Source organism: Kocuria sp. BT304, assembly GCF_003290245.1.
In the GTDB taxonomy this organism is placed as follows: domain Bacteria; phylum Actinomycetota; class Actinomycetes; order Actinomycetales; family Micrococcaceae; genus Kocuria; species Kocuria rhizophila_A.
The window spans coordinates 1,688,317-1,705,078 of the sequence record NZ_CP030039.1 but is presented as its reverse complement, the minus strand read 5'-3'; the positions used below and the strand labels follow the sequence as shown (position 1 = coordinate 1,705,078).

The window sequence follows — 16,762 nt, the reverse complement described above, 5'->3', positions numbered from 1 at the left end:
TCAGATCTCGTCCTGCTCCGGGTTCCAGCGGTTGAAGTCGAGGGTCAGGTAGAGCGCGAGCGCCGCGGCGTTGTCCTCCGGGATGCGCACGCACACCTCCTCGTAGCCGTTCTCGTGCAGCGAGGCCATCACCTGGCGCACCAGCTGCTCGGCGAGCCCGCGGCGGCGGTGCGAGGAGGCCGTGAACAGTTCGAAGAGGTAGGGGGAGTCCGGCAGCTGGGGGTCGTCCCGGCGGCTGAGCACCATGGCGGCGGCCACGGGGTTGCCGTCCTCGTCCTCGATCAGCTGGGACTGCTCGGCCAGGAACGGCCCGTAGGCGTCGTTGAACGCGTCCTGGATCAGGCTCTCTGCCTTCTCGGGCGTGCCCGTGCCCTGGGTCCCGTACGCCTCCAGCAGCAGGCGGGCCAGCGCCGCGGAGTCCGCCGCCGTGACGGAGCGGCTGGGCGCCGTGACCTCACGGTGGTTGGACACGGTCCGGGCGATCAGGGTGATGGTTCCAGTCATCGTGGCCTCCCACGGGTCAGTTGGGCAACAGAAGGGGTTGTCGCCACCTCAGCGTAACGGAGAACCCGGGCAATGCCACGGGAGGACTACCGTGAGGGGCATGAACGAGAAGCCACAGACCACGTCCACGCCGGAGGCGGAGACCGCCCGGATCTGCCGGGAGCTGATCCGTTTCGACACCTCCAACTACTCCAGCGGCGAGGCCGAGGGGGAGCGCGCCGCGGCCGAGCACGTGGCCGGGCTGATCCAGGAGGTGGGCCTGGAGACCCAGTACTTCGAGTCCGCGCCCGGCCGGGCGAACGTGTTCACGCGGATCGAGGGCTCGGACCCCACGGCGGGCGCGCTGCTGGTGCACGGCCACTTGGACGTGGTGCCCGCGATGGCGCAGGACTGGTCCGTGGACCCGTTCGCGGCGGAGGAGAAGGACGGCATGATCTGGGGCCGCGGGGCCGTGGACATGAAAGACATGGACGCGATGATGCTGTCCGTCCTGCGGCACATGCGCCGCACCGGGGCCGTGCCGAAGCGCGACATCGTCTTCGGGTTCTTCGCGGACGAGGAGGCGGGCATGCGCTACGGCTCCAAGTACATGGTGAACGAACACCCCGAGGTCTTCGACGGTGTCACGGACGCGATCAGCGAGGTGGGTGGCTTCTCCGCGAACATCGGCGGGCGCCGGGCGTACCTGCTGCAGACCGCGGAGAAGGGGCTGCTGTGGCTCAAGCTCCACGCGCAGGGCCAGGCCGGGCACGGCTCCGGGCTGCACGAGGACAACGCCGTCACGCACCTGTCCCGGGCGATGGCCAACATCGGCCAGTACACGTGGCCGGTCGAGCTCACCAAGACCACCCGGGCGTTCCTGGACCAGGTCACCGAGCTCACCGGGGTGGAGTTCGACCCGCAGAACCCCCAGAAGCTGCTGCGCGAGCTGGGTGCCGTCTCCCGATTCGTGGGGGCCACCCTGCAGAACACCTCGAACCCCACGGTGCTCGAGGGCGGGTACAAGACCAACGTGATCCCCGGTTCCGCCCACGGCGCGGTGGACGTGCGCTTCCTGCCCGAGCAGAAGGAGCACGTGCTGGCCACACTGCAGGAGCTGGCCGGGGACAGGGTGGGCATCGAGGCTGAGTTCGAGGACATCGCCCTGGAGGTCCCGTTCTCCGGCACGGTGGTGGACGCCATGGTCGACGCCCTGGAGGCCGAGGATCCCGACGCCGTGGTGCTGCCCTACATGCTCGGCGCGGGCACCGACAACAAGTCCCTGTCCACCCTGGGCATCACCGGCTACGGCTTCGTGCCGCTCCAGCTGCCGGACGAGCTCGACTTCACGGGCATGTTCCACGGCGTGGACGAGCGCGTGCCCGTCGCCTCCCTGGAGTTCGGCTCCCGCGTGCTGGACCGGCTCCTGCGCACCTACTGACCACCGCACGCCCCGACGACGACGCCCGGTCGCGTCCGCGCCCAACGCACCCGGCCGGCGTCGTCCCCCGACGCACCCGCGCGGCGTCGTCCCCGGCGCACCGCCCGGCCCGCGCCCCGCGCACACCCGGCCGTCCGAGCGCCGGAACCCGCGAACACCCCGATTCGAAGGACCCTGACATGGACCGAGAGATGGACCCCGTGACCGAGCTGCTCCCCGAGGAACTGCTGCGCGAGATCCGCGCCCGCGCGGCGGACGTGGACCGTGAGAACCGGTTCTGCGACGAGGACTTCGAGGCGCTGCGGGAGCGCGGCTACCTGCGCATGCTCGTGCCGAGGCAGTTCGGCGGCCTGGGCTTCACACTCGAGCAGGCGGCCCGCGCCCAGCGCCGGCTGGCCACCGCCGCACCGGCCACGGCGCTGGGGATCAACATGCACCACGTGATCGTGGGCATCGGCCACACCCTGCACCTGCGCGGGGACGAGCGGGCGCACCGGATCTTCGAGGACGCGGTGGCGGGTGAGGTGTTCGCGTTCGGCATCTCCGAGGCCGGCAACGACTCCGTGCTCTTCGACGCCACCACCCGCGCCGAGCCCGCCGACGGCGGCTGGTCGCTGCACGGGACCAAGATCTTCACGTCGCTCTCGCCGCGCTGGACGCGGCTGCTCGTCCACGCCCGCACGGAGGCCGCACAGGCTCCCGGTGCGGGGGCCGACGGGGACGACGACGCCGCGCGGCTCGTGGTGGGCTTCCTCACCCGGGCGGATCACACCACCGCGGTGCCGGGCGTGGAGACCCGGCAGGACTGGGACGCCCTGGGCATGCGCGCCTCGCAGTCCTGCACCACGGTGCTGAACGGGTCGCTGCTGCGGGAGCGTGACGTGCTGACCACCACACCCGTGGGTCCGAACCCCGACCCCGTGGTGTGGGGGATCTTCGGGTGCTTCGAGCTGCTGCTCGCGGCGGTCTACACCGGCATCGCGGACCGGGCGATCGAGGTGGCCGTGGAGATCACCACCACCCGGCGCTCGCTGGCCAAGGGCGCGGCGTACTCGCAGGACCCGGACATCCGCCGTCACGTGGCCCGGGCCGGAGTGCTGCGCGACGGGGTCGAGCTGCAGCTGCGCCAGCTGTGCGCGGACGTGGACGCCCTGGGCTCGGCGAGCGAGGTGGACCACGGGCCGCGATGGTTCATCCTGTTCTCCGGCGTCAAGCACCGGGCCACGGAGGCCGCGCGGGAGATCGTGGACCTGGCGCTGCGCTCCTCGGGCGGGTCCCAGTACCGGCGCGGCTCCGAGCTGGAGCGGCTCTACCGGGACGTGCTCGCCGGGATGTACCACCCCTCGGACGAGGAGTCCGTGCACGCGGCCACGGCCACGTCCCTGCTGGGCCCGGTCGGCGGCTGAGCGGCCCCCCGGCGTCAGGGCGGCGGCCCCGCCCCCCCCCCCCGGCAGCGGCGGCGCCGTCGTCTCACCACTGTCTCGGGGCCGTCCTGGCGCCGCGAGCGCGGGGCCGGGCACCGGATCACATGGTGCGGTCCACGCGCATGATCCGTCGGCGCATCACGTAGCGGCGGGCACCGCCGTAGAGCACCGCGGAGCGCATGAGCTCCCACTTGCCGTACTCGGCGTGCTCCTTGACGCGGGTGCGGGCCTCGGAGGGGTGCTCGCGCGGTGCCACCGTGAGGCTGAGGTACTCGTAGCGTTCGTCGTGGCCGAGCATCACCGGGTGGTCGGTCACGGAACTGTGCTTCAGGCGTTGTTCTCTCATCGCTCCCATTCTGCTCCGATAACGGCTAACGTCTACCTCATGAGCACCGATCCTCGCGCCGCCCTGCAGACGCTCGTCAACGCCCTGGAAGAACACCTCGCCGCCGCCGCGAACCGGCGCTCGGACGAGGACCCTTCGGTGGACGCGGCCTACGTTTCCATCGCCAACTCCTTCGAGGCCTACGAGGAGGCGCTCTACGACGCCTACGACGAGGTCACCCCCCTCACCGTGTTCGCCGAGGAGGACGACGACGACCTCGACTACGACGAGGACGACGACGATGACGACGACCTCCTCGAGGACGACGAGGCCGTGGACGAGGACCTCATCGACGAGGACGACTACGACGACGATGACGACGACGCCCCCGGTGCCACGAACGGACGCACCGGGCGCGGCTGAGTCCACGCGCACGGGCCCCCGGCCACGGACGAGAGTCCGGGTCGGGGGCCCGTGCGCGTGCCCAGCCGCCTCTCAGCCCGCGCCCGCGGGGGCCGGGGTGGGGTGCCGTACAGTTGTCGCGTGAACTGGATCGAAGCGATAATCCTCGGCCTCGTGCAGGGCCTGACCGAATTCCTCCCGGTGTCCTCCTCGGCGCACCTGCGCATCGTGGGCGAGTTCCTGCCCCACGGCGGGGACCCCGGAGCCGCCTTCACCGCCATCACGCAGCTGGGCACGGAGACCGCCGTGATCCTGTTCTTCTGGCGGGACATCGTGCGCATCATCAAGCAGTGGGCGCTCTCGCTCACCGGGCGTGTGGACCGCAAGGACCCGGACGCCCGGATGGGGTGGTTCATCATCCTGGGCTCGTTCCCGATCGCCGTGCTGGGGCTGCTGCTGCAGGACGTGATCGAGACCCAGTTCCGTTCGCTGTGGATCACGGCCACCATGCTGATCGTCTTCGGCCTGTTCCTGGCGGTCGCGGACCACGTGGGCAAGCAGGAGCGCCACCTCGAGGACCTCGACGTCAAGCACGCGGTGGGCTACGGCTTCGCGCAGGCGCTCGCGCTGATCCCTGGCGTCTCGCGCTCCGGCGGCACCATCACCGCGGGTCTGCTCATGGGCTACACCCGGGCCGCCGCAGCCCGCTACGCGTTCCTGCTGGCCATCCCGGCGGTGTTCTCCTCGGGGCTCTACGAGCTCTACAAGGTGCTGGCCGGGAAGGTTCCCGCAGGGATCTACACGATGGGCCAGACGGCGGTGGCCACCGTCATCGCGTTCGCGGTGGGCTACCTGATCATCGGCTGGTTCATGCACTACATCTCCGAGCGCAGCTACAGCCTGTTCGTGTGGTACCGGATCCTGCTGGGGGCCGCGGTGTTCGTGCTGCTCGGCACGGGGATCCTGACCGCCTGAGACCCACCCGCGACCCGCGCGGCCCGCCGTCACGACGACGCCCGCTGGGCGGGGAATAGCGTGCCGGGGGCGCCGGTTGCGCCCGTGAGAAACGATCGACCGTCCTAGTGAAGGTGAACATGAAGTCCTGGTCCTCCCGCCCCGTCCCGGAACTGCCCGGGACCGGCACGGCACCCCGTGTCCACGACACCAGCACCGGCCAGCTGGAGCCGCTCACGGCCCGGGACGGCCGGGCGAGCCTGTACGTGTGCGGGATCACCCCGTACGACGCCACGCACATGGGCCACGCGGCCACGTACGTGGCCTTCGACCTGCTCCACCGGCTCTGGCGCGACGCCGGGTGGTCGGTGGACTACGTGCAGAACGTCACGGACGTGGACGATCCGCTGCTCGAGCGCGCGGACGCCACGGGAGTGGACTGGCGGGAGCTCGCCGAGTCCCAGACCGAGCTCTTCCGCACGGACATGAGTGCCCTGAACGTGCTGGCACCCCAGCACTACGTGGGGGCCACGGAGGTCGTGGACCGGATCGTGCCCGCCGTGGAGCGGCTCCTCGAGCGCGGGCTCGCGTACCGCGCTCCCGCGGGCACCGGCCAGGGCGGCGAGCCCGCACCCGCGGGTGACGTCTACTTCGACGTCGACGCCGCCGGCGCCCTGCGCGCGGAGGACCCGGACGCGTGGGTGGTGGGCAGCACGTGCCGCCTGGCCGGTGAGCGGGACCGGATGATGCCGCTGTTCGCGGACCACGGCGGGGACCCCGACCGCACGGGCAAGCGCGACCCCATGGACCCGCTGCTGTGGCGTGCCCACCGTGCCGGCGAGCCGTCGTGGGACGGCGCGTCACTCGGGCCCGGGCGCCCGGGGTGGCACATCGAGTGCAGCGTGATCGCCCTGGACCTGCTGCCCCGCCCGTTCACGGTGCAGGGGGGCGGCTCGGACCTTGCCTTCCCGCACCACGACATGGGTGCGGGTCACGCGTACGCGCTGTCCGGGCAGCCGATGGCCGAGCACTACGTGCACACGGCCATGGTGGGGCTGGACGGGGAGAAGATGTCCAAGTCCCGGGGCAACCTGGTGCTGGTCTCCACGCTGCGCGCCCAGGGGATGGACCCCGCGGTGATCCGCCTGGCGATCCTCGCCAACCACTACCGCACGGACTGGTTCTGGACGGACGAGCTGTTGGAGCAGGCGCGGCGCCGGCTGGGCACGTGGCGCGAAGCCGCGGCGAAGCAGGAGACGGCCGGGGCGGACGCGATGCTCGAGGCCGTGCGTGCCGCGCTCGGCGAGGACCTCAACTCACCCGCGGCCCTGATCGCCGTGGACGCGTGGGCCGCCCGCAACCTGGGCGGTGCCGCCGCACGCGGCTCGGGAGCGTCCTCGCAGGACACCCGCCTGGCGCGGGACACCGCGGAGGCGCTGCTCGGCGTCGTGCTCTGACGCCGGAGCGGCGCGGCGCGCCCCGGACCGGGTGATCACCCGGTCCGGGGCGCGCCGTCGTTGTCGGGAGTGCAGGGGCAGGGAACGTCCCGGATGCCCGCCGCCGCGCCCGAGGAGCACCCACGTGGCTGCCGTGGTTCCTGCGGCCGTACCCGAGCAGGCACGCTCCGGGGCGGACGGCTCTCGTGCCCACCGCGCCGTGGGGCCCGGCGACCGGGCTCGCGGGGCGTCGTCACCCCTGCCCCGGGGCTCAGCCGCGGTCGTCGCGGCGGCGCAGGTAGCGCTCGAACTCGCGGGCGATGGCGTCCCCGGTGGCCTCGGGCAGGTCCACCGTGTCCTTGGCCTCCTCGAGCTGACGGACGTAGTCGGCCACCTCGGGATCCTCGGAGGCCAGCTCGTCCACCCCGCGCTCCCAGGCCTCGGCGTCCTCGACCACCGGGTCCAGGGGCAGGGACATGCCCAGCAGGTCCTCCAGCTGGCGGGCGAGCGCGAGCTGCGCCTTGGGAGAGGGGGAGTGGGCCACGTAGTGCGGCACCGCCGCCCACATGCTCAGCGTGGGAAACCCCGCGAGCGCGGACATGTGCGAGAGGACGCCCACGATGCCCGTGGGGCCCTCGTACTGGGGTGCCTCGATGTCCAGCTCGGTGCGCAGCTCCTCGGTGTCGGAGGTCAGGGTCACCGGGATGGGTCGGGTGTGCGGGACGTCCGCGAGCAGCGAGCCGAGCATGATCACGAAGTCCACGTCCAGGGCGGTGGCCTGCTCCAGCAGCTCGGCGGTGAAGGTGCGCCAGCGGTAGGAGGGTTCCCAGCCGTGGAGCAGCACCACATCCAGGTTGGTGCCCGGCACCGACGCCTTGGACAGCCGGGTGGAGGGCCACTGCAGCTTCTGCTCCCCGGACAGGGAGCGGCGGATCACGGGGCGCGAGTACTGGTAGTCGTAGTAGTCGTCCGAGGCGACCTCGAAGACCTCCCGGGCGCCCAGGTGCTCACGGATCAGCTTGAGGGTGTCCGTGGCGGCGTCCCCGGCGTCGTTCCAGCCCTCGAACGCCGCGATCAGGACCGTGACCGGTTCCTGGTCGAGGCCGTCGCGGACCACGCCGAACGGACCGGTCCCGGGGTGCTGCGAATTGCTGTCCAACATGCTCACCCGTCTTACTGTACGGTGCCCGCCCCGGGGGGCCGCCCGCGCGTGTCCAGCCCCGCACCGGGAGCGCGCCCTACCATGAGGCCCATGCCTGCATCCCGGTTCCCCGATCCCGCCACCGGTCCCGTCCCCCGCACCACCACCGCCCGGCGCCGGGGCATGCCCCTGGGCCGGGTCCTCGGGGTCGAGCTCGTGCTGGACCGCTCCTGGTTCGTGATCGCCGTGCTGACCGTGCTGATGTACGGGCCGGTGCTGTGGCGGCTGTACCCCGGGCTGGGGTGGCTCAACCTGGTGCTGGCCCTGGGCTTCGCGGTCGGTCTCGCGCTGAGCGTCCTGGTCCACGAGCTCGCCCACGCGCTCGCCGGGCGAGCCGCGGGCTGGCCTGTGGGCAGGATCGTGCTCACGCTCATGGGCGGGCACACCGCGTTCGGTGCGGTGGCCACGCGCCCGCTGCCCACCGCACTCGTGTCCCTCGTGGGCCCGGTGAGCAATCTGGCGCTCGCAGCCGCGGGGGAGTTCGCGCTGTCCTTCGCACCGGAGTCCGCGGCGGGACCGGTGTGGGCGCTGCTGCAGCTGCTCGTGCTGGCCAACTGGGTGCTCGGCCTGTTCAACCTGCTGCCCGGGCTGCCGCTGGACGGCGGCCGCGTGGTCGAGGCCGTGGTCTGGGCGCTGACCGGTGCGGAGAGCAGGGGCACCGTGGCGGCCGCGTGGTGCGGCCGGGCCATCGCGGTGCTCGTGGTGCTGTGGGCCACGGTCACCGCGCAGTGGCGCTCGCCCCTGGTCTTCGCGGTGGTCGCCCTTGTGGCGGGGTTCATCTTCCTGGGGGCCGGTCAGTCTCTCCGGCAAGCCCGGCTCACGGGGGTGCTCGACGCCGTACGGGCCCGCGACATCGCCCGTCCCGCCCTGGAGTTCGCCCCTGCCACCCCGCTCTCGCTCGTGGACGCCACGGTCACGGAGGCCACCTCTCACGGCTACCGCGGGTGGACCCCGGACGTGGTGGTGCGGGATCCGTCCCGTGGCCTGGTGGGGGTGCTGAGCCCCGCCCGTTCCGCCGAGGTCACGGGCGGGCAGCGTGCCCACGTGGCCGTGGGGGACGTGTGCGTGTGGTGCCCGCAGGACGCGTTCGTGGCCCCGGACGCCGCCGGCGGGCACATGGTGCGGCTCATGGAGTCCCGACAGCTGCCGTGGCTGTGCGTCGTGGATGGGACGGGCGCCGCCGACGGGTCGGTGGGCGCGGGTCCAGCGCGGGCCGAGGAGCCGACGGGGGTCGTGGGCGGGGTGGTGCACCACGAGGACCTCGCCCGGTACGCCCTGCGCCGCTGAACGCCCCGGACGGCCCCACGGCCGTCTGCCGCGCACGGAGCGTCGGGTGCATGGGCCGGACCGGGCCGGTGGTGCCGCGGGGGCCGTCTCCCGCGCTCGGGGTGCCGGGGCCCGTGGAGGTGGCGTGCGGCGTCGGGCTACGGTGGGAGAATGGCGGCAGAGGCGGTCCGCTCCCACGGGGGCGCACCGCGGACCGGACAGCATTCCTGTAGACCCCGCGCGAGAGCGAGCAGATGACCGAGCAGCGATCCCACGATTCCTCCACCCCGTCCACCACGGCCTCCGTGCGCGGCGCGGCCAACCGGCGAGGACCCTTCCGTTCCGGCGAGCGCGTGCAGCTCACGGACGAGAGCGGGAAGATGACCACCATCACCCTGGTGGACGGCGGCGAGCACCACACGCACCGCGGGGTGCTCACCCACGACCAGCTGATCGGGCAGCCCGAGGGCACGGTGGTCTCCAACACCGCCGGGATCCAGTACCAGGCGCTGCGCCCGCTGCTCAAGGACTTCGTGCTGTCGATGCCCCGCGGTGCCGCGGTGATCTACCCCAAGGACTCCGGGCAGATCGTGACCATGGCGGACATTTTCCCCGGTGCCCGCGTGGTCGAGGCCGGGGTGGGCTCCGGTGCGCTGAGCATCTCGCTGCTGCGCGCGGTGGGGGACGAGGGCCGCGTGCACTCGTTCGAGCGGCGCGAGGAGTTCGCGGAGATCGCCCGCGGCAACATCGAGACCATGTTCGGCGGCCCGCACCCCGCGTGGGAGCTGAGCCTCGGGGACCTCGCGGAGGAGCTCGGCGCCACCGAGGAGCCCGGCTCCGTGGACCGCGTGATCCTGGACATGCTCGCCCCGTGGGAGTGCCTGGACGCCGTGGCCACGGCCCTCGCCCCAGGCGGTGTGGTGATCTGCTACGTGGCCACCGTGCCCCAGCTCTCCCGCGTGGCGGAGGCCATGCGCGCGGACGGGCGCTTCACCGAGCCCGAAGCCTCGGAGACCATGGTGCGCGGGTGGCACGTGGAGGGCCTCGCGGTGCGCCCGGACCACCGGATGGTGGCCCACACCGGTTTCCTGATCCAGTCCCGCCGCCTCGCGGACGGCTCGCCGCGCCTGGCCCCCAAGCGCCGCGCGTCCAAGAGCGAGTACACCGAGGAGGACCTGCAGGCCTGGACGCCGGTGGCCCTCGGCGAGCGCATCGTCTCGGACCGCAAGCTGCGCCGTGCGGGCCGGGACGCGGCGTCGTTGGCGCAGCACGCCGCGCGCGCCCACGAGCAGATCGCCGGTGCGGACGACGACGCCGCCCGGCCCGCCCCGGGTGCCTCAGCCGCCGGCGACCGCGCGGAGCCCGCCGCCACCCCGGCCCCCGAGACCCGGGCCGCCGACACGGAGGCCGCGGGGATGCACGCCGTCGAGCACGGGCGTGGCGCGGACGGCGCGCTGGGCCTGACGGACGGACGGGAGTCCGACGGCGAACGGGGCCGCGATGACTGAGCCCCGCCACGAGAGCGGTTCCGCCGCCCCGCAGCGCCCCGCCACGGACCCCGTGCAGCGCCAGGTCAACCTGCTGCGGGACCAGAAGCGCAACCTCGACAAGCAGGCTGCGGCACTGGCTTCGCAGAACGAGAAGCTCGTGCGGCTGCTCAACGCGTCCCGCCAGGAGATCGTGGGCCTGAAGAAGACCCTCGCCGCGGAGGCCGAACCGCCCGCGACGTACGCCGTGGTCCTGCAGGTCAACCACGGCCGTCGACCCGTGGGCGAGGCCACCGGGGACGGCCCCGTGGTCACGGGACCCACCCTGGACGTGCTGGCGGCCGGGCGCCGGATGCGCGTGGCCGTGAGCCCGCTCGTCTCGTTCGGCGCGTGCGAACCCGGGCTCGGGGTGCTGCTCAACGAGAACTACGTGGTGGTTGCGCTGCTCGAGTACGAGCGCACCGGTGAGGTGGCCACCGTCAAGGAGGTCGTGGACCACGACCGCGTGCTGACCGTGGGCCGCTCGGACGAGGAGCGCGTGCTGCTGCTCTCCGGCCGGCTGCGGCGGGAGCGGCCGAAGCCCGGGGACGCCGTGACCGTGGACCACCGCACCGGCTTCGCCCTGGAACCCGTCACCCGCACGGATGTCGAGCAGCTCGTGCTCGAGGAGGTCCCGGACGTCAGCTACACGGACATCGGCGGACTCGGACCCCAGATCGAGGCCATCCGCGACGCCGTGGAGCTGCCCCACGTGCACCCCGAGATCTTCCGCGAGCACGGGCTGCGCCCGCCCAAGGGCATCCTGCTCTACGGCCCGCCCGGCAACGGCAAGACCCTCATCGCCAAGGCCGTGGCCCGCTCCCTCGCGGAGCGCTCCGCCGCGAAGGCCGGGCGCTCGCGGCCCGAGGGGTACTTCCTCAACATCAAGGGCCCCGAGCTGCTCGACAAGTACGTGGGGGAGACGGAGCGCCAGATCCGGTCGATTTTCGCCAACGCCCGGGAGCAGGCCGCACGCGGCGTGCCCGTGGTGGTGTTCTTCGACGAGATGGACTCCCTGTTCCGCGTGCGCGGCTCGGGGCTGTCCTCGGACGTGGAGACCACGATCGTGCCGCAGCTGCTCACGGAGATCGACGGCGTGGAGCAGCTGGACAACGTGATGGTCGTGGGTGCCACCAACCGCGAGGACATGATCGACCCCGCCGTGCTGCGCCCGGGCCGCCTGGACGTGAAGATCCGCATCGACCGCCCCGACCGCGAGGGCGCGCGCGAGATCTTCTCCCTCTACCTCACGCCGGACCTCCCGCTGCGCGACGAGGACGTGGCCCGCGCCGGCTCGCGGGCCCTGGCCGCGGAGGAGCTGGTGGCCGCCGCGGTGCAGCGGATGTATGCCCGCGAGCCCGAGACCGAGTTCCTCACCATCGGCTACCGCAACGGCACGAGCGAGACCCTGTACTTCTCGGACTACGCCTCTGGTGCGGTGATCCGCAACGTGGTGGACCGCGCCAAGAAGCAGGCCATCAAGACCCTGCTGACCACGGGGCGGCGGGGGATCACCGCCGAGCACCTGGTGGCGGCGGTGGACGAGGAGTTCCACGAGCAGCAGGACCTGCCGGACACCGAGGACTCCGAGGACTGGGCCCGGCTCACGGGCCGCCGCGGGGACACGATCGACAGCGTGCACATGGCCTCGCACCGCCCGCAGGGTGAGGCCGGACCGGGGGCCACGCCGTGACGGTGCGTCGGATCATGGGCAGCGAGACCGAGTTCGGGGTGCTCGCGCAGGGCCACCCCGGGGCCAACGCCACGGTGCTCTCCACGCGCGTGGTCACCGGCTACGCCGCCTGGGTGGCACGACGCCGCTCGGAGACCGCGCGCGCCGGTGACGGCGGGCGCGGGGCCGGCGGAAGCGGCGTCGTCGGCACCGGCTGGGACTACGGGTCCGAGACCCCGCTCGCGGACGCGCGCGGCTTCACGGTGGCCCGCGAGGCCGCCCACCCGTCCCAGCTCACGGACGAGGCGCCCGTGCTGAGCGCGGAGGAGATCGCCGCCGAGGCGATCAGCGAGTCCGCGATGTACACCGAGGACATGGACTGGCGCCGGGTGGTCATGAACACCGTGATCCCCAACGGGGCGCGCGTGTACGTGGACCACTCGCACCCCGAGTACTCCTCCCCGGAGGTCACCACGCCCCTGGACGCCCTCACGTGGGACGCCGCCGGGGACGTGGTCGCGCACCGGGCCGTGGAGCTCCTCGCCGAGCAGGCGCCCGGCACGGACGCACCGCCCGTGAATCTGTACAAGAACAACACCGACAACAAGTCCGTGTCCTACGGTGCCCACGAGAACTACACCGTGGACCGGGCCGTGCCCTTCGAGCGGATCACCGCGGCCCTGCTGCCGTTCTTCGCGTCCCGCCAGGTGGTCTGCGGCGCCGGGCGCGTGGGCCTGGGGGCGGACGGCTCCCGCCCGGGCTTCCAGCTGAGCCAGCGCGCGGACTTCTTCGAGCGCACGGTGGGCCTGGAGACCACGATCCACCGCCCCATGGTCAACACCCGGGACGAGCCGCACGCGGACGACTCCCGCTACCGCCGGCTGCACGTGATCATCGGGGACGCCAACCTCTCCCACACGGCCACGCTGCTCAAGTTCGGGACCACGTCCCTGGTGCTGAACCTCGTGGAGCACGACCGCGTCCCGGACCTCGAGCTCGAGGACCCCGTGGCCGCGCTGCAGGCCATCAGCCACGACCCCGCCCTGGCCACCACGGTGGCCCTGCGGGACGGCCGGCAGCTCACGGGGGTGCAGCTGCAGCGCGCGTACCTCGACGCCTGCACGCGGCTGGAGCACGAGCTCGCCCCCGAGGGGCTGGACGAGGACACCGAGCAGGTGCTCGCCCTGTGGGACGAGGTGCTCACCGACCTCGCCGCGGATCCCGCCCGCCTGGCCGACCGGTTGGACTGGGCCGCCAAGCTCGCCCTGCTCAACGCCTACCGGACGCGCGACGGACTCGCGTGGGACGACCCCCGGCTCGTGGCCATCGACCTGCAGTACGCGGACGTGCGCCCGGACAGGGGGCTCTACCACCGCCTCGCGGCGTCCGGGCGGATCCGCACGCTCGTGGGCCCGCAGCGGATCGCCGCGGCCGCGGACGAGCCCCCGCGGGACACGCGCGCCTACTTCCGCGGCACGGCGGTGTCCCGGTACCCGGACGCCCTGGCGGGCGTGGGCTGGGACACCGTCAGCGTCAGCTTCCCCGGGATCCGCCGGGGCGCGCGGATCGCCATGCCGGAGCCGCGCGACCTCACCCGGGACGTGTGCGAAGCGTGGTTCGCCACCCCGGACGTCGAGCAGTGGGCCCGTGAGGTGGCCCGGCACCGGCCCGGGCTCGTCACGGGCAGCGACATCGGACCGCCCGGCGGCCGGCCCTCCGGTCGGCCCGGCCCGAGAGGCCGCTGAACAACCGCCCCGGCCCTGAGGCACCCCGCCGCGGACGGCGGCGCGCAGATCCGGGCGGACCGGGAGCGGGGCACCCGCACGAGCCCCGGCCACCCACCAGCACCAGCACCAGCACCACAGGAGGACACATGGCACAGGAACGCATCTTCGGCACCGGCTCCCGGCGCGAGGAGGAGCCCGACACCCCCGCCCCCGTGGACCCGCCCGTCTCCGGGGCCGCCCAGGCGCAGCGGGACACGCAGGGCACCGACGACCTGCTCGCCGAGATCGACGGCGTGCTCGAGACCAACGCGGAGGCCTTCGTCAAGGGCTTCGTCCAGAAGGGCGGTCAGTGACGCCGTGGACCGCAGGATCTACGGCATCGAGACCGAGTTCGGCCTGACCCACAGCGCCCCCGAGGGCCCAGCGCTGAGCGCCGACGACGCCGCCCGGCGGCTGTTCGCGCCCGTGCTCGCGTGGGGGAGGGCCTCCAACGTGTTCCTGCCCAACGGCGGGCGGCTGTACCTGGACGTGGGCTCCCACCCCGAGTACGCGACCGCCGAGGCCGCCACGCTGCACGACGTCGTCGCCCAGGACGCCGCGGGGGAGCGGATCGTGGACGAGCTGCGATCCCGGCTCCAGGAGAGCCTGGACGCCGAGGGCGTGCGCGGGACCGTGCACCTGTTCAAGAACAACGTGGACTCCGCGGGCAACGCGTTCGGCTCCCACGAGAACTACATGATCGCCCGCAGCACCGAGTTCTCCCGGCTGCTCGGGCACCTGCTGCCGTTCCTGGTGACCCGCCAGATCCTCGTGGGCGCCGGGAAGGTGCACCCCTCGGGGCCGCCGGCCTTCGGTGCGTTCGCACCGGGCGACGGCGCCGCGAGCTACTCGTTCTCGCAGCGCGCGGACCACATCTGGGAGGGGTCCTCCTCGGCCACCACGCGCTCGCGGCCCATGATCAACACCCGGGACGAGCCCCACGCGGACGCGCAGCACTACCGCCGGCTGCACGTGATCACGGGGGACTCGAACATGTCCCAGACCACCACGGCCCTGAAGATCGGGGCCACGGACCTGCTGCTGCGCACGATCGAGGCCGGGCAGATCCTCCCGGACCGCACCCTCGCGGACCCAGCCTCGGCGCTGCGCCAGGTCTCCCACGACCTCACGGGCACCGCCCGGCTCGCACTGGCGGACGGCTCCTCCCGCACCGCGCTCGAGCTGCAGCACGAGGTGCTCGAGGCGGTCACGCGCTTCGTGCAGCGCCACGGGGCGCACCACGACCGCGTCCCGTGGGTGCTGGAGCTGTGGGAACGGGGACTGCGCGCCGTGGCGGAGCAGAACGCCTCGCTCGTGGACCGGGAACTGGACTGGGCCGTCAAGAAAAAGCTGCTGGACGCGTACGCGGCCTCGCACGGCATGGACCTCACCCACCCGCGCCTCGCGCAGCTGGACCTTGCCTACCACGACACCTCACCGACGCACGGGCTGTTCCACATGCTCGAGCGCCGGGGGGCCGTGGAGTCCTTCGTGTCCCCGCAGGACGTCTCGCGCGCCGTGGAGCAGGCGCCGGAGACCCGGGCCAGGCTGCGGGGACGCTTCGTGGCCGCGGCCCACGCCGCGGACGTGAACCACACGGTGGACTGGGTCCACCTCAAGCTCAACGGCCCCCACTCGCAGCGCACCAGCATGTGCAAGGACCCGTTCGCGACCACCCAGCCGGACGTCGAGGAGATGATCCGGGACCTCGCGGCCGGTGCCGTCTGAGCGCCCTGCACCGCCGCGGCGCGCCCCGTTCCGGGGGCTTTCCCAGCCGCGACCCACACGAGTCCTCTACATTGGACCCGAGCCACGCCCCCCCCGTTGACGAAAGGTCACCACGTCTTGCGCAAGATCATCCCCGTCGGCGCCGCCGCCGTCACCCTGTCCCTGCTGCTCACCGGTTGCGGTTCCTCCGGGTGGGACTCCGTGGAGCTCTCCGGAGAGCCCGCCGCGGGCAAGGCCCCGTCCGTGTCCTTCGAGACCCCGCTGAAGGTCGACGAGGCGCAGACCAAGGTGCTCAAGGCCGGCGACGGCCCCGAGATCGACGCCGGGGACAACATCATGCTCCAGGCGGCCCTCTACAAGGGCTCCGACGCGTCCTCCCTGGGGGACACCTACAGCAAGGGCGGGGGGCAGGTGCTCACGGTCAACGACCAGCTCAAGGAGTCGCTGCCGCAGATGTACGACGCGCTGACCAACGCCAAGGAGGGCGAGATCATCGCGTACAGCTCCCCGGAGACCAGCGGCAAGGCCGCGGACGGGGACGACTCCACCTCGGTGGAGGTCTACCAGGTGACCAAGAAGCTGGAACCGGCCCTGAACGGGACGATGAAGACCCCCTCCAAGGGCATGCCCAAGGTCACGCAGGACGACAAGGGCAAGCCCACCATCGCGAAGCCCTCCGGGCCGGAGCCCACCAGGCTGCAGACCGACGTGCTGATCGAGGGCGACGGCGAGACCGTGAAGTCCTCGGACACCGTGGTGGCCAACTACGTGGGCGTGCGCTGGGCGGACGGAAAGGTCTTCGACTCCTCCTACGACAAGGGCACCCCCGTGTCCTTCCCCCTCGACGGCGTGATCGCGGGCTGGAAGGAGGGGCTGGCGGGCAAGAAGGTCGGGTCCCGCGTGGAGATCGTGATCCCCACGTCCAAGGCGTACGGCACGGCCAAGGAGCTCGGCAAGGACGCCAAGTACCCCGCGGGCTCCCTCGTGTTCGTGGTGGACGTCCTGGGTCGCACGGACACCCCGGACGCCGCGAAGCAGGGCGCGTCCTCCGCGACGCCGAAGGACTCCGCGAGCGGCGAACCCTCCCCGAAGGCGTCGTCCTCCGGGAAGTGATCCCGGCTAGACTTGGCCACCGGCG

Annotated in this window: 15 protein-coding genes; 12 read left to right on the top strand and 3 right to left on the bottom strand. The window is 72.6% G+C overall.

All coding sequences use genetic code 11. The features are described from left to right. Positions 1–504 carry a GNAT family N-acetyltransferase gene (locus DNL27_RS07555; RefSeq protein ID WP_012398466.1) on the bottom strand — a complete coding sequence of 168 codons (504 nt, stop codon included), beginning with the start codon at positions 502–504 and terminating at the stop codon, positions 1–3. 100 nt (positions 505–604) lie between these two features. Between DNL27_RS07555 and DNL27_RS07550 the strand changes: the two genes are divergently transcribed. Beyond that, complete coding sequence (locus DNL27_RS07550) at positions 605–1,924, top strand: M20/M25/M40 family metallo-hydrolase (RefSeq protein WP_112235170.1); 1,320 nt, start codon at positions 605–607, stop codon at positions 1,922–1,924. Positions 1,925–2,103: 179 nt separating this feature from the next. Continuing rightward, a complete protein-coding gene (locus DNL27_RS07545; RefSeq protein WP_012398464.1) occupies positions 2,104–3,330 on the top strand; it encodes an acyl-CoA dehydrogenase family protein in 1,227 nt (408 codons plus the stop codon). A gap of 118 nt (positions 3,331–3,448) precedes the next feature. On the opposite strand, the gene DNL27_RS07540 is transcribed toward DNL27_RS07545, so the two are convergent. Next, positions 3,449–3,694: a DUF5703 family protein gene (locus DNL27_RS07540; protein ID WP_041297371.1), complete on the bottom strand. Its 246-nt coding sequence runs from the start codon at positions 3,692–3,694 to the stop codon at positions 3,449–3,451. A 39-nt stretch (positions 3,695–3,733) separates the two neighbouring features. On the opposite strand from DNL27_RS07540, the gene DNL27_RS12145 reads away from it, so the two are divergent. The 3 genes from DNL27_RS12145 to mshC all read left to right on the top strand — a co-directional run bounded on the left by DNL27_RS12145 (position 3,734) and on the right by mshC (position 6,486). Beyond that, entirely contained in the window at positions 3,734–4,096 is a 363-nt protein-coding gene (locus DNL27_RS12145; RefSeq protein WP_162627108.1) for a primosomal protein, read from the top strand. Positions 4,097–4,216: 120 nt separating this feature from the next. Next, a complete protein-coding gene (locus DNL27_RS07530; RefSeq protein WP_012398461.1) occupies positions 4,217–5,050 on the top strand; it encodes an undecaprenyl-diphosphate phosphatase in 834 nt (277 codons plus the stop codon). Between the two features lie 119 nt (positions 5,051–5,169). Continuing rightward, positions 5,170–6,486, top strand: coding sequence for a cysteine--1-D-myo-inosityl 2-amino-2-deoxy-alpha-D-glucopyranoside ligase (gene mshC, locus DNL27_RS07525; protein ID WP_112235793.1), 1,317 nt, complete (start codon positions 5,170–5,172; stop codon positions 6,484–6,486). Positions 6,487–6,736: 250 nt separating this feature from the next. Here the strand turns inward: mshC and DNL27_RS07520 are convergent, their stop codons facing one another. Continuing rightward, positions 6,737–7,633 (bottom strand): PAC2 family protein, encoded by an 897-nt coding sequence (locus DNL27_RS07520; RefSeq protein ID WP_012398459.1) that lies wholly within the window; start codon positions 7,631–7,633, stop codon positions 6,737–6,739. A gap of 84 nt (positions 7,634–7,717) precedes the next feature. Here DNL27_RS07520 and DNL27_RS07515 point away from each other — a divergent pair, with 84 nt between their 5' ends. The 7 genes from DNL27_RS07515 to DNL27_RS07485 all read left to right on the top strand — a co-directional run bounded on the left by DNL27_RS07515 (position 7,718) and on the right by DNL27_RS07485 (position 16,737). Further along, complete coding sequence (locus tag DNL27_RS07515) at positions 7,718–8,953, top strand: site-2 protease family protein (RefSeq protein WP_112235169.1); 1,236 nt, start codon at positions 7,718–7,720, stop codon at positions 8,951–8,953. A gap of 233 nt (positions 8,954–9,186) precedes the next feature. After that, positions 9,187–10,440, top strand: a complete 1,254-nt coding sequence (locus DNL27_RS07510) for a tRNA (adenine-N1)-methyltransferase (RefSeq protein WP_012398457.1) — start codon at positions 9,187–9,189, stop codon at positions 10,438–10,440. Continuing rightward, positions 10,433–12,151, top strand: a complete 1,719-nt coding sequence (arc, locus tag DNL27_RS07505) for a proteasome ATPase (RefSeq protein WP_112235168.1) — start codon at positions 10,433–10,435, stop codon at positions 12,149–12,151. Before DNL27_RS07510 ends, arc begins: the two co-directional genes overlap by 8 nt. 14 nt (positions 12,152–12,165) lie before the next feature. Beyond that, complete coding sequence (dop, locus tag DNL27_RS07500; protein WP_239494284.1) at positions 12,166–13,875, top strand: depupylase/deamidase Dop; 1,710 nt, start codon at positions 12,166–12,168, stop codon at positions 13,873–13,875. Positions 13,876–14,003: 128 nt separating this feature from the next. Continuing rightward, the gene (locus DNL27_RS07495; protein ID WP_112235166.1) at positions 14,004–14,210 is read left to right on the top strand and encodes a ubiquitin-like protein Pup; all 207 of its coding nucleotides are present in this window, start codon (positions 14,004–14,006) and stop codon (positions 14,208–14,210) included. Positions 14,211–14,214: 4 nt separating this feature from the next. Next, positions 14,215–15,624: a Pup--protein ligase gene (gene pafA, locus DNL27_RS07490; protein WP_112235165.1), complete on the top strand. Its 1,410-nt coding sequence runs from the start codon at positions 14,215–14,217 to the stop codon at positions 15,622–15,624. 117 nt (positions 15,625–15,741) lie between these two features. Beyond that, a complete protein-coding gene (locus DNL27_RS07485) occupies positions 15,742–16,737 on the top strand; it encodes an FKBP-type peptidyl-prolyl cis-trans isomerase (protein ID WP_041297370.1) in 996 nt (331 codons plus the stop codon). The last annotated feature ends 25 nt before the right edge of the window (positions 16,738–16,762 follow it).